The organism is Shewanella mangrovisoli (assembly GCF_019457635.1).
Lineage (GTDB): Bacteria > Pseudomonadota > Gammaproteobacteria > Enterobacterales > Shewanellaceae > Shewanella > Shewanella mangrovisoli.
In genome coordinates this window covers 3,847,992-3,860,362 of the sequence record NZ_CP080412.1, presented here as the reverse complement: position 1 = coordinate 3,860,362, position 12,371 = coordinate 3,847,992, and the positions used below count along the sequence as shown (strand labels likewise).

Genomic DNA, 12,371 nt, shown 5'->3' with positions numbered 1-12,371 from the left:
GCGGCACACTTTAGCACGGAACCGTTTAGAAGAACGAGAGAACAGCGTTTCAAATCCTGCTTTAATCGCGGCTGATTTTTGTACGACTAAAGTCTAATCTGCTAGGCTTGAATAAGGTTTTCACCTTAAGGGAGTGGTGCGATTATGGCATTCGTAAAATCAACTCGTCGCTTTAAGCCCAAATTTTTACAAGCCTATGATGTGCAAAAAGATCTTCAGATTAATCATGGGATGCACTTTGTACTTACCTTAATCACTTTTGGGTTATGGGGGCTGGTTTGGTGGTATTTGATCCTCAAATCGCAGGGGGATAATCAGTCACTCTTCAGCGGTTTTGACGATGACTATTGGAGCTACCTTATCGAGTGCGAGCAGCCGCCCGCATCCCTTTATCGCCAACGTTTTGCCGCCTCAGTCAATTCGGTGCAATTTGAGGCCTAAGCTTTGCCTTAGCTGGATTTTGCAGCGGTTGGCATCAACGTGATATAGATCATCCTTAGAATTTTATCCCTTATGTTAGACTCGGCGGCTGGCTAAGTTAAGTTAGTCCCGCCAAGGATAAGGCTCAGCCCTATCATCATTTAAAACTCAAGGTTATAAACATGTCAAAACAAAGGTCATCAGCCCTAGGCCGGATCTGGTCTTCCTGGATGTCAGTGCCCCTGTGGCTGCAAATTTTCGTTGGTATGGTGTTGGGGATTGCGGTGGGCATCAGTTTAGGTGAGCAGGCTTCTTACCTGAAACCTATTGGCACCCTGTTTGTGAATACCATCAAGATGCTGATCGTGCCTTTAGTGTTTTGTTCCTTGATTGTCGGTGTGACCTCAATGGAAGACACCGCCAAAATGGGCCGAATTGGGTTTAAATCCTTTGCGTTTTACCTGTGCACCACCGCGATTGCGATCAGCCTAGGTTTAGCCGTGGGCTATGTGGTGCAACCCGGTGCGGGCGTGCCTTTACTGCAACACGAAGCGGTACAAACGGCAAAAGAAGTGCCTTCGGTGATGCAAACCCTGATTGATATAGTCCCTACCAACCCCGTTGCCGCCTTGGCGAGTGGTCAAATTCTGCAAGTCATTGTGTTTGCAGTGGCGCTAGGGATTGCTTTGGTCTTGATTGGCGACCATGGTAAGCCTGCGATCAAGGTATTTGAAAGCCTTGCCGAGGCCATGTACAAACTCACCGACATGGTGATGAAGCTTGCGCCTTATGGGGTGTTTGGTCTGATGGCATGGGTCGCGGGCGAGTATGGCATCGACATGCTGTGGCCGCTGATTAAAGTGATTATTGCCGTTTATATTGGCTGTATTATCCACGTGTTAGGCTTCTACAGCATAGTGCTGCGCCTATTTGCCAAGCTAAATCCACTGCATTTCTTCAAGGGGATCAGCAATGCGATGGCGGTGGCATTTACCACCTCAAGTTCGGCGGGTACTTTACCTGCAAGCATGAAATGTGCGAGCGAATACCTTGGGGTAAATAAGAAGATCTCTAGCTTTGTGCTGCCCTTAGGGACCACCATCAATATGGATGGTACGGCTTTATACCAAGGCGTGACCGCGCTGTTTGTGGCGCAGGCCTTTGGTATCGATTTAACTTGGGTCGACTATCTGACGATTATTTTAACCGCGACCTTAGCCTCAATCGGCACCGCGGGTGTGCCGGGTGCAGGCCTAGTGATGTTGACCTTAGTGCTCTCGACCGTGGGCTTGCCCTTAGAAGGCGTGGCCTTGATTGCGGGGATTGACCGTATTCTCGATATGGCGCGCACCGTGGTAAACGTTTCTGGCGACTTAGTGGCGACGACTGTGATTGCTAAGTCGGAAGATGAGCTCGATGTTGAGCATTACAATGCCGACATGGTGCAGAGCGCTATGATTGCCGAGCAAAATGCCGCGAGTGAAAACGCCGTGACGAAAAGCTAATTCATCGAATAATAAAAAACCGCCAACTAGGCGGTTTTTTATTATCGAAGCGAGCTTATTTAAGCTGGCTTAGGACGAGGACGGGCTTATCGTCGCTGCTAAGCAGAGTTAAACGACCTTGCACTAACTTGGCCTTAGCGACTAACGGCAGGGCTTGCATCACTTTATGCTCCTGCTGCATCAGCGCATCGACACAGGCCTTCATCGTGCTGCCGCCAGGAATGATTTTTAGCTCCTGTCCCTGTTGGCTATATTGGCCAAAGAAGTTGTTGCAGCTGTTATTGCCAGAGAGTTTACCTTCATCAGCGAAGGTAATTTGCGCAGGGCTGTAATCCACAGTGGGTTGCCCTTGAACGGCTTCAATATGCCAACTTCCCTGTAATGGCACTGTGTCCTGATTGGCAACGTCAGTGCTCTGACATGCGGTTAAACCAAAAAGTAATGCGCTTAATAGAAATGTTTGTTTTAACATTGTCTCAGTTCCTTTTTCCGTATTCATGGCCATAGTGTACAAGTTTAGCGGGAGATAAAAAGAGGTTTATATGACAGATACCATTAAAAGCACTATGAATTTATTGAAGTTTTTACATTGGTTAGGTGTTTTGATGTTAGTTTGTGGACTTGGGATCTATATGTTGACCCAATGGAGTCTAGAAATCAGCGGTATGTTACTGATCTCAAGCCTCATTGGTTTAGGACTCGTATTGATGTCACCCTATCCCGTGGTGCTGTTTATCCAATGGGCGAAGCGTCAGGACGAGCTTCCTAAAGACTAATCGCCCGTAAAAGCTAGAGTTCGGCCGAGTCGGCGGCGGGATTATCATACTGCTCGGCATCGAACTTGGGCGCTTGATTTGCTTGGTTTGGTTCAGGCTCTGGCTGCATAGATTTGAGTTTGCAGCGCGCATCTTCCATCATGGGCGCTAACTTGGCCGTCGATTCTGGGGTAAAGAAGCTGTAACTGGCATCGAGTTTTAGATGGGGGTTTTGTTGTTCTAATTGTTTTTCGACCCGCTTCATTATGTGCAATATATCGCGCTCGCTATCGACGAAGGCTAACACCACAAATTGAGTCGTACTGTAATGGGCGGCGACATCGGCGGTGCGAATAGTATCTTGGACCAAATTGCCCAGCAGTCTATGGTGTTTCTCTTCTAAAGTATTTTCCGACGAATTTGCTTCTGTTAATTCGAAGAAGACGATCCCCGCATGGGCGCCAAAACGTCGTCCTAGATTGAGTTGCCTGGGCGCCATCATCATAAAACCGTAATGGTTGAGCATGCCGGTCTCTTGATCGCGCATCGATAGCGATTCAATGCGATGGTTTTGGCATAACAGGGATAATTCCTGCTGCAGCAAAATTTGGAACGGTTCGAGCATGGCGCTGTTGCTCGCGGGCTCGACCATATGGGGATTTAATACGCACAGCGAACCAAATTGGCTGCCGTCGGGCCAAGCGATAGGGCGGGAGAGAATATGTTGAATACCATCAAAATCCCGTGGCAATTCATCGAGCATAAAACGACCGAGATTAAGATAGTCTCCTTCCGCTGGACTATGTTTAAGTTGTTCAAACAGGGGGAAGTCGCTCGCAAACAAAGTACCCGAGGTAAAGAGTGGCGTTTCGCTCACTGAGCTGACTATCACTTCAAAACCAGATTGAGTCATTTGCAGCACAAACACACTGGTGGCGCTGTAATAGCTTTTAATCAACTCGCATTGATGCATCCAGCGACCAAGATTCACTTGCTGGTGGTCACTATCGAGCAGGCTGACATTGGGGTTGATGGTTTCGGGCAACATGGTGGCGCCTAAAGGGCAAAAAATATGCCTTAAGTTTGGGAAACAACAGGATAATTTGCAAATCAATGGGCTAAAAAAACATCAGTTTTTATGCATCTATTATTGGGATGATTTATGACTCCTGTATACTGGCGCGCCGCCAGCCATATTGCTCGCCAAATTGAGTTTAGAGAATGACAGTAAATATACGCCCAGCTACGACACAAGATATTGATTCTTTAGTTTTATTGGAAAAAACCTTCCTCAATGATGAACTGGCGTCTTCGGCGATGGGCTTGGAGGGGCAAGCCTTTGGCCGTAGTGAGCTGACCGAATTAGTCACTCGACATTGGGTGGTGGTGGCCGAGGATAAAGAGCGGATTATTGGTTATGTGATTGCCGGGCGTTGGGCCTTTTTCGAAACTTGGCCAGTTTATCGCACGCTCCTCAATCGCTTAGTTAAGGCCGAGTGGGACGGCCCTAAGTTAACGAAGCTGAATACTTGTCAGTATGGCCCCATTTGGATAGATAAACACTATCGAGGTCAGGGGGTTTTTGAAGCATTGGTGAAGGGGATTTATCAGCAACTTGCCCCTCATTTTGCCTATGCTGTGACCTTTATTGCCGAGGAAAACGAGCGTTCCTTTGCCGCTCATACCCAAAAGGCAACAATGCAAGTGGTCGATTTCTTTACCGTTTCGGCAAGAGATTACTATTTAATGGTGGCGCGCACTCAAGCTTAGTGAACATCGAGATTGACACTTGTTCTTGCTTGGAAACTCAGTATTTAGTGCATATCGTTATGAGGAATACTCTGTATCGACTATGGTTAGAGAATACTAATCAATATAAATGCTGCTATGAAGTTTGAGCTACGCCAATTTCTTGATAGAAGTTTTCTCATTTCGATACGTGAATCCTTTATCGCGTTACTGCCTTTTATTTTGATTAATTCGTTTCTATCCCTGATTATTGCCTTACTCGATATCAGTATCCCGACTTGGCAAGGCTCTGCATTTCATCAGGGAATTAGTTTTTTTTCGGTGCAACTTTCAAAGATTTTTCCATTACTTGCACTGATTTCTTTGTCCTTTCACTTTGCTAAATATCTACAACTGTCGGCAATTGTGGTGTGTTCTTTGTCGCTCAGTATTTTACTCGCCATTAATGCTCAAGATACGGGTAATGTATTTAATCTCGATTATGTGCGCGCCATTTTGGCAGACCCACGCATTGCGGTTTTGCCAATTATCTCTGCCTATTTATTACGTTTTTTGAGTGCATGGAAGGGGCTGCAACTGATTAAAGCGAAGGCGCTGAGTCGTTACTTAAAGCAACATTTAAATTTATTCTTCCCTATAGTGATTGGTTTTATCGGTCTGTTTGCCATCGTTGCCGAAGCTTCTATCTTTTTAGAATGGTTATTTGCGCCATTTATAGAAGGGTTGCAGCAAGCGAGCCTCGGCGTGCAACTGTTTATGCGGATCCTGCTCACCCATGTGCTCTGGTGTTTTGGAGTGCATGGCGATAACGCCTATCTACTGCTGATTGGCGTCGATAATGGTTTAATGCAACTGGTGCCGCATTTAACGGCGAGCCAGTTTATGGACTTGTTTATTCTCTACGGCGGTAGCGGTGCCACTCTATCGCTGATCATTGCCATTTTTATTGGCGCTAAAGACAGTGCCACTCGGCATATTGCCAAAATTGCCACACCCTTTGCGATTTTTAACATCAATGAAATTCTGATTTACGGCCTACCGATTATCTTTAATCCGCGCTTATTAGTGCCGTTTATCCTATCCCCACTGGTTAATTTTATCTTAGCTTACAGTGCTATCCATGTTGGGATCTTAAGCTTCGAGGGGCACAGTTTTCCTTGGATCACACCGCCATTGCTCAACGCTTACATTGCCAGCGGCCATATCAGTGCGGTGTTTTTCCAAGTGTTATTGATAGGACTTGGGGTATTGATTTATCTGCCCTTTGTACGGCGTTTCTCCTTGATGTCTGAGCATTATGAGTTTGATAGCGAGTTAATCAAACGCGTGCAGTTTCAAGCAGATATCGACCGCATGACGGAGCAGCATTATTCACAGCAGCAGTCCGAATCACTTAAGGCCGAATTAAACCTCGAGAAGACCATCAAAGAAGTCTTGGCGGGTGAGTTGCAACTACACTATCAGCCTAAAATTGCCTTAAGCACTAATCATGTTGTTGGATATGAAGCGCTTATTCGCCTGAAGGATGAACATGGTAGGTTAAAGGGGCCATATTTTATTGATGCCTTTCAGCGTGCAGGCTATTCCCATATCATCGACCGCTTTGTGATTAATACGGTTGCAGAGGATCTCGCTCGCTGGGAATTAGAAGGCTTTTACCCAAAAGTGAGCATCAATATCGACCCAAACAATATTACCGATCCCCAATTGTTGGCGACCATGAATGAAAGGTTAGGCAGCGTCGCCAACCGAGTCGAAATTGAGATGTTAGAATCGGCCTTTATGTTGGATTTAAATCGTATCGATAACAGCATGAAGCAGCTTAAACAACATGGGTTTAGCTTTTTCTTAGATGACTTCGGGACAGGGTTTTCTAGCTTAAGTTTACTGAGTCGGATCAATGTGGATGGCATTAAGCTCGACCGCAGTATTCTGGCCAACACCAGTGAGCCCAAAGGGCGTACCTTGTATCTGCAAATCTGTAAGCTTTGTAATAGTTTAGGCTTCAGTTTGATTGCCGAAGGAGTTGAAACCCCTGAAGAAGCCGAGTTTGTTAACGCGGCGGGGGTGAGTTATGTGCAGGGCTGGTTATACGCTAAGGCGATGCCAGGACCCGAGGCTAAAGCCTTTTGGTTGGAGAGAAATAGTGAGTGATACCTTGGTCAGCAATCTGCTGACGACATACGCCAATGCCAATTTGTCGGCTTGGGATAATTTGCGAGTCTTATTATCCGAGTGCGCGTTGCAGCAATGTACAGCCCGTGGATTTGAAGTCGATTGCGACGATAGTCGCCCCCACTATTGGCTGCAGATTGAGGATTGTTGGCTCGATTGCGGCAGAACCAATGCCTACAGTGCGGCTATAGAACGTTTAACACTTGAGGCCGTTCAAGGTGCAAGGATTATCGGCGTGCAAGAATGTGCACTGTTATCCGCCGCGCAGATAAACCTGCTGTGTATGCAAAACGCCCATTTTGACCACTGTTAATCCGAATCAAAGGATTAACCATTCTCCCGTCGGATAATTCCCTTGATAGCCAAAAGGAAGCCGTCCTTGTAAGTACCAGGCTAAACGTTCTTGGGTAAATTCTGAGAGCGTTGCATCGGCTAGCAGTAAAGTGGCTAAGGTATCGGCATCATCTGACACCAGTGCGCAAATCTCAGCAACGGGCATTATTTTCCACGTTTCCAGATAGGCGGTTTTCGCGATTTGAGCGACGATTTCGCTAGAGACTTGGGGCTTTAATCTGTCGGCCTGCTGATGGTCGCTAACGCATAAGCTTTCATAGGGTTCGGAGTAGGGCGGTTCGAAAAAACGGTCGGGATCCTTTTCAAGATAAGTGGTGATTTCTTCAAGGCTGCCTAAGGTTTTGGTCATGGGCTCGTTATGGCCCACCTTGGTCGCCCAAGAACAGGATTGGAGTTGTGCGATTAACGACTTCATTGAGTCCCTGTCTTTTGCCCGCAAATAAAGCCATCTTGCTGATTATGATGGGGTTAGGCAATGCATCCTAAGCATAAAAAAACCGCCCTTAGGCGGTTTTTTTACAAGCGAAAGCGTGATCTTAATGCAGATTATAGACCTGCATCGGCCCGCAGTGCGTCAGCTTTATCCGTCGCTTCCCAAGGGAACTCGTTACGGCCAAAGTGACCATAAGCGGCGGTTGCTTGATAAATTGGGCGAGCCAGGTTCAACATTTCAGTCAGGCCGTATGGACGCAGGTCGAAGTGTTGACGGACTAACTTGATTAAGACTTCTTCAGACACTTTACCAGTACCGAAGGTCTCAACGCTGATAGACGTAGGTTCAGCCACACCGATAGCGTAAGACACTTGGATCTCACAACGGTCCGCTAAGCCTGCTGCAACGATGTTTTTCGCTACATAACGGGCAGCATAGGCCGCACTACGGTCAACTTTTGATGGGTCTTTACCAGAGAAAGCACCACCACCGTGACGTGCCATACCGCCGTAGGTATCTACGATGATCTTACGACCGGTTAAACCACAGTCACCCATTGGGCCACCGATAACGAAACGGCCAGTTGGGTTGATGAAGTATTTAGTGTCCTTGTTCAGCCATTGTGCTGGCAGAACTGGCTTGATGATGGTTTCCATCACGCCTTCGATCAGATCCGCTTGGGCGATGTCTGGGCTGTGTTGGGTAGACAGTACGATCGCATCGATACCAACAATTTTGTTGTCTTCGTAAGCGAAGGTGACTTGGCTTTTCGCATCTGGGCGTAACCATGGCAGAGTGCCATCTTTACGTACTTCTGATTGGCGCTTCACTAATGCGTGGGCATAGGTGATTGGCGCTGGCATCAGAATGTCAGTTTCGTTGCTGGCATAACCAAACATTAAACCTTGGTCGCCGGCACCTTGTTCTTTTGGATCGGCACGGTCGACACCTTGGTTGATGTCTGGAGACTGTTTACCAATCGCATTTAATACTGCGCAAGAATCGGCATCGAAGCCCATATCGGAATGGACATAACCAATTTCACGAACCGTTTTACGGGTCAGCTCTTCAATATCAACCCAGGCAGAGGTGGTCACTTCGCCACCTACTAATACCATGCCAGTTTTGACATATGTTTCGCACGCAACACGTGCTTTAGGATCTTGGGCCAGAATCGCGTCTAGCACAGCATCAGAAATCTGATCTGCAATCTTATCGGGATGACCTTCTGAGACCGACTCAGAAGTAAACAAGTGCTTTGCCATAGTAGGAAAATCTCGTCGTTAGCAATCAAACGTGTAGAAGCATCTACATCTAGACGGCTATTTTAGTGGAATTTCCCTTGGTTGACACCCCCTAAACTAAATATTTGTGTGTAAAGTGAGGTAAGCCCCAAATCGGGGAGAGTTTGCGGCGCTGGAGTTTCTGCTCTAACTCAATGAATTGATAGTGGTATGTGGTTTTTGTTCCAGATGAGGTGGGTAAGTTGTCGCTGAGCTAAGCTCAAACCAAGGTTGTAGCCTGATTGCTATGGGACTAAATGTGACAAAGGATATAACATATTTGAATTATTGTATTACAAATATGTTTAATGTGTTTTAAGATGAATTCGCCTAAACCTTCAAAGGTGTAATCCACCAGACTGGACAGTGGAATGCAATTTTCGTTTGCGTCGCTTCGCTATGTAGGGGAAAATATGCGTCCAAATTGCCCGCTAGACCCCACAAATTAAGCAGGAGAGAGCATGTCTTCCCGTAAAGTACTCGCCAACGCAATCCGTGCGTTAAGTATGGATGCAGTTCAAAAAGCAAACTCAGGCCACCCTGGCGCCCCAATGGGCATGGCAGATATTGCTGAAGTGCTGTGGAATGATTTCCTTAAGCACAATCCGAACAATCCGAAATGGGTAGATAGAGATCGTTTTATCCTCTCTAACGGTCACGGATCTATGCTGATCTACTCTTTATTACACCTGACTGGCTACGACCTGCCTATCGATGAACTGAAGCAATTCCGTCAGTTACATTCAAAAACCCCGGGTCACCCAGAATACGGTTACACCCCAGGTGTTGAAACCACCACTGGCCCATTAGGGGCGGGGATCAGCAACGCTGTGGGTATGGCGATTGCAGAAAAAACCTTAGCGGCACAGTTCAACCGTGAAGGTCACGATATTGTTGACCACTACACTTACTGCTTCCTCGGCGATGGCTGCTTGATGGAAGGTATTTCCCACGAAGCTTGTTCTCTGGCAGGTACCTTAGGCCTAGGCAAACTGATCGCATTTTGGGATGACAACGGCATCTCTATCGACGGTCATGTTGAAGGCTGGTTTACCGATGACACGCCAAAACGTTTCGAATCATACGGCTGGCACGTGATTGCTAACGTTGATGGTCACGATAGCGATGCGATTCGCGCAGCTATCGAAGCGGCAAAAGCGGTGACCGACAAGCCAACCATGATCTGCTGCAAAACCATTATCGGTTTTGGTTCACCAAACAAATCTGGCAGCCACGATTGCCACGGCGCACCATTAGGTGATGCTGAAATCGCAGCGGCCCGTGAATTCTTAGGCTGGCCACATGCGCCATTCGAAATCCCTGCCGACGTATACGCAGGTTGGGATGCTAAAGAAGCCGGTAACGCCCGTGAAGCGGCTTGGAACGACAAGTTTGCCGCTTACGCTGCTGCTTACCCAGAACTGGCTGCCGAATACGAGCGCCGTGTGCTGAAAGGTGAATTACCAGCCGATTTCGAAGCTAAAGCGCAAGCATTTATCCAAGAATGCCAAGCGAAAGGCGAAGGCATCGCGAGCCGTAAAGCGTCACAAAACGCGATTGCCGCTTTCGGTGCGGTTCTGCCTGAACTGTTAGGCGGCAGTGCTGACTTAGCGGGTTCTAATCTGACCTTGTGGGCAGGTTCTAAAGGTATTCAAGAAGATCCAGCAGGTAACTACGTGTACTACGGTGTACGTGAGTTCGGTATGAGTGGCATCATGAACGGTGTGTCACTCCATGGTGGTTTCATCAACTACGGCGCGACGTTCATGATGTTCATGGAATACGCACGTAACGCAGTACGTATGTCTGCACTGATGGGCATTCAAAACATCTTCGTTTACACCCATGACTCTATCGGTCAAGGTGAAGATGGTCCAACTCACCAACCAGTTGAGCAATTAGCTAACCTGCGTATGACGCCAAACATGGCGGTATGGCGCCCATGTGACGCGGCTGAAACCGCAGTGGCATGGAAAGCGGCTATCGAACGTCGTCATGCACCAACATCGCTAGTATTCAGCCGTCAAAACCTGAAGGCTCAAGCACGTACTGCTGAGCAATTAGCGAATGTGGCAAAAGGCGCTTACGTACTGCAAGACTGTGCTGGTGCACCTGAGTACATCCTGATTGCGACTGGTAGTGAAGTGCAATTAGCGGTAGAAGCGGCTGCAGCGCTGACCGAACAAGGCAAACAAGTTCGCGTGGTTTCTATGCCATCAAACACTGAGTTTGATAAGCAAGATGCCGCTTACAAAGAGTCTGTACTGCCAAAAGCTGTGACTAAGCGTATCGCTATCGAAGCGGCCCATACTGACTTCTGGTACAAGTATGTTGGTTTCGAAGGCACTGTTGTTGGCATGACCACTTTTGGTGAGTCTGCGCCAGGCAACGTGCTGCTGAAGCACTTCGGTTTCACCGTTGAAAATGTGCTGAATGCTGCAAAATCACTAGGCTAATCGCTTAGGTGATGAGATTACCGACAAAAGGTTAAACTTTTGAAAGGTTAATCTGTATAATGCGGCCTGCAATCGTTTGCAGGCCGTTTTTGTATATGCAGTATTGTTAAGAGGAAATAAAGACCTCAATGATCCGAGTCGCAATCAATGGTTATGGTCGTATTGGCCGCTCAATCCTTCGCGCTTTATATGAGTCCGGAAAACGTCAGCAAATACAAATTGTCGCAATCAACGAGTTGGCTAAGCCCGAAGCCATCATTCATCTGACCCAGTACGACACTACCCACGGTCGGTTTCAGCCCAGAGTCAAATTAGTCGATGATCAGATGCTGATCGGCGATGACGTCATCAAAATTCTCCACGAACCGGATCCAGCCAAGCTGCCTTGGCGCGAGATGGACATCGACATCGTCTATGAAGCGACTGGCGCCATCTTAGATCGCAACAGTTGCGAGGCCCATATCCACGCAGGCGCCAAACAGGTCTTAATCAGTCACCCTTCTTCTGCCGATGTTGACGGCACTATCGTTTACGGTGTGAACCAAGACTTACTGCGCGCCGAGCATACTGTGGTCTCCAACGCCTCTTGTACGACCAACTGTATCGTGCCCGTTATCGACGTGCTGGATAAACACTTTGGCGTGAAAAGCGGCGCGATTACCACTATCCATTCGGCGATGAACGATCAGCAAGTGATTGATGCCTATCATGATGACTTACGCCGCACCCGAGCTGCGGGTCAGTCAATCATCCCCGTCGACACTAAACTTGCCCGCGGTATCGAGCGGATTTTGCCGCACATGAAAGACAAGTTTGAGGCGATTTCGGTGCGCGTTCCCACGATCAACGTTACAGCTATCGATCTTTCGGTAACATTAGATAAAACAGTGGATATTGCCACCGTCAATCAAGTGTTAGAATTGGCCGCCAATGGACGATTTAACGGTATCTTAGGCTATACTGATGAGCCGCTCGTATCCTGTGATTTTAACCATGATCCGCGCTCAAGTATTGTCGATGGCACCCAGACTCGGGTGAGCGCAGGGCAGTTGGTTAAACTGTTGCTGTGGTGCGATAACGAGTGGGGCTTTGCAAATCGTATGCTGGATACCAGTTTGGCGATGATTGCAGCTAAACAAAGCTGAAGATAAGAATTTATACCAATGGGTTAAGCCTAGTGGCCAATTCGACGGGATGTCGAGTGCCGAGTAGCTATCTAAGCTAACCGATTGATGCAAAAA

12 protein-coding genes are annotated in these 12,371 nt (G+C 47.5%); 8 read left to right on the top strand and 4 right to left on the bottom strand.

The annotated features are described in order from the left end of the window. The first annotated feature begins 144 nt into the window (after positions 1 to 144). Together K0H60_RS16855 and K0H60_RS16850 are read left to right on the top strand one after the other, a co-directional pair. Positions 145 to 441 (top strand): DUF4234 domain-containing protein, encoded by a 297-nt coding sequence (locus K0H60_RS16855; RefSeq protein WP_220056442.1) that lies wholly within the window; start codon positions 145 to 147, stop codon positions 439 to 441. Positions 442 to 602: 161 nt separating this feature from the next. Continuing rightward, positions 603 to 1,925 carry a dicarboxylate/amino acid:cation symporter gene (locus K0H60_RS16850; RefSeq protein WP_220056441.1) on the top strand — a complete coding sequence of 441 codons (1,323 nt, stop codon included), beginning with the start codon at positions 603 to 605 and terminating at the stop codon, positions 1,923 to 1,925. 55 nt (positions 1,926 to 1,980) lie between these two features. On the opposite strand, the gene K0H60_RS16845 is transcribed toward K0H60_RS16850, so the two are convergent. Then, a complete protein-coding gene (locus K0H60_RS16845) occupies positions 1,981 to 2,397 on the bottom strand; it encodes an META domain-containing protein (RefSeq protein WP_011621560.1) in 417 nt (138 codons plus the stop codon). A 70-nt stretch (positions 2,398 to 2,467) separates the two neighbouring features. Here K0H60_RS16845 and K0H60_RS16840 point away from each other — a divergent pair, with 70 nt between their 5' ends. After that, positions 2,468 to 2,701: a hypothetical protein gene (locus K0H60_RS16840; RefSeq protein ID WP_086903750.1), complete on the top strand. Its 234-nt coding sequence runs from the start codon at positions 2,468 to 2,470 to the stop codon at positions 2,699 to 2,701. Positions 2,702 to 2,714: 13 nt separating this feature from the next. On the opposite strand, the gene K0H60_RS16835 is transcribed toward K0H60_RS16840, so the two are convergent. Then, a complete protein-coding gene (locus tag K0H60_RS16835) occupies positions 2,715 to 3,728 on the bottom strand; it encodes a GGDEF domain-containing protein (protein WP_220056440.1) in 1,014 nt (337 codons plus the stop codon). A gap of 173 nt (positions 3,729 to 3,901) precedes the next feature. Between K0H60_RS16835 and K0H60_RS16830 the strand changes: the two genes are divergently transcribed. The 3 genes from K0H60_RS16830 (at position 3,902) to K0H60_RS16820 (ending at position 6,917) form a co-directional block, all read left to right on the top strand. Continuing rightward, a complete protein-coding gene (locus K0H60_RS16830; protein ID WP_220056439.1) occupies positions 3,902 to 4,450 on the top strand; it encodes a GNAT family N-acetyltransferase in 549 nt (182 codons plus the stop codon). Positions 4,451 to 4,567: 117 nt separating this feature from the next. Next, positions 4,568 to 6,583: an EAL domain-containing protein gene (locus K0H60_RS16825; protein ID WP_220056438.1), complete on the top strand. Its 2,016-nt coding sequence runs from the start codon at positions 4,568 to 4,570 to the stop codon at positions 6,581 to 6,583. Then, positions 6,576 to 6,917 (top strand): hypothetical protein, encoded by a 342-nt coding sequence (locus tag K0H60_RS16820; protein ID WP_220056437.1) that lies wholly within the window; start codon positions 6,576 to 6,578, stop codon positions 6,915 to 6,917. Before K0H60_RS16825 ends, K0H60_RS16820 begins: the two co-directional genes overlap by 8 nt. Before the next feature lie 6 nt (positions 6,918 to 6,923). Here the strand turns inward: K0H60_RS16820 and K0H60_RS16815 are convergent, their stop codons facing one another. Both K0H60_RS16815 and metK read right to left on the bottom strand, forming a co-directional pair. Next, positions 6,924 to 7,373 carry a hypothetical protein gene (locus K0H60_RS16815; RefSeq protein ID WP_220056436.1) on the bottom strand — a complete coding sequence of 150 codons (450 nt, stop codon included), beginning with the start codon at positions 7,371 to 7,373 and terminating at the stop codon, positions 6,924 to 6,926. Positions 7,374 to 7,504: 131 nt separating this feature from the next. Then, positions 7,505 to 8,656, bottom strand: a complete 1,152-nt coding sequence (gene metK / locus K0H60_RS16810) for a methionine adenosyltransferase (protein ID WP_011621567.1) — start codon at positions 8,654 to 8,656, stop codon at positions 7,505 to 7,507. A gap of 479 nt (positions 8,657 to 9,135) precedes the next feature. Here metK and tkt point away from each other — a divergent pair, with 479 nt between their 5' ends. Then, on the top strand, positions 9,136 to 11,130 hold the full coding sequence (gene tkt, locus K0H60_RS16805) for a transketolase (RefSeq protein ID WP_220056435.1): 1,995 nt from the start codon (positions 9,136 to 9,138) through the stop codon (positions 11,128 to 11,130). A gap of 128 nt (positions 11,131 to 11,258) precedes the next feature. After that, positions 11,259 to 12,275 carry an erythrose-4-phosphate dehydrogenase gene (gene epd / locus K0H60_RS16800; protein WP_086902639.1) on the top strand — a complete coding sequence of 339 codons (1,017 nt, stop codon included), beginning with the start codon at positions 11,259 to 11,261 and terminating at the stop codon, positions 12,273 to 12,275. Positions 12,276 to 12,371: the final 96 nt, after the last annotated feature.

What these genes read in the sequence shown, in the direction of transcription:
- metK (WP_011621567.1), bottom strand. Translation starts at nt 8,656, where the DNA reads ATGGCAAAGCACTTGTTTACTTCTGAGTCGGTCTCAGAAGGTCATCCC.
- tkt (WP_220056435.1), top strand. Translation starts at nt 9,136, where the DNA reads ATGTCTTCCCGTAAAGTACTCGCCAACGCAATCCGTGCGTTAAGTATG.
- K0H60_RS16815 (WP_220056436.1), bottom strand. Translation starts at nt 7,373, where the DNA reads ATGAAGTCGTTAATCGCACAACTCCAATCCTGTTCTTGGGCGACCAAG.
- epd (WP_086902639.1), top strand. Translation starts at nt 11,259, where the DNA reads ATGATCCGAGTCGCAATCAATGGTTATGGTCGTATTGGCCGCTCAATC.
- K0H60_RS16855 (WP_220056442.1), top strand. Translation starts at nt 145, where the DNA reads ATGGCATTCGTAAAATCAACTCGTCGCTTTAAGCCCAAATTTTTACAA.
- K0H60_RS16845 (WP_011621560.1), bottom strand. Translation starts at nt 2,397, where the DNA reads ATGTTAAAACAAACATTTCTATTAAGCGCATTACTTTTTGGTTTAACC.
- K0H60_RS16830 (WP_220056439.1), top strand. Translation starts at nt 3,902, where the DNA reads ATGACAGTAAATATACGCCCAGCTACGACACAAGATATTGATTCTTTA.
- K0H60_RS16835 (WP_220056440.1), bottom strand. Translation starts at nt 3,728, where the DNA reads ATGTTGCCCGAAACCATCAACCCCAATGTCAGCCTGCTCGATAGTGAC.
- K0H60_RS16840 (WP_086903750.1), top strand. Translation starts at nt 2,468, where the DNA reads ATGACAGATACCATTAAAAGCACTATGAATTTATTGAAGTTTTTACAT.
- K0H60_RS16825 (WP_220056438.1), top strand. Translation starts at nt 4,568, where the DNA reads ATGAAGTTTGAGCTACGCCAATTTCTTGATAGAAGTTTTCTCATTTCG.
- K0H60_RS16850 (WP_220056441.1), top strand. Translation starts at nt 603, where the DNA reads ATGTCAAAACAAAGGTCATCAGCCCTAGGCCGGATCTGGTCTTCCTGG.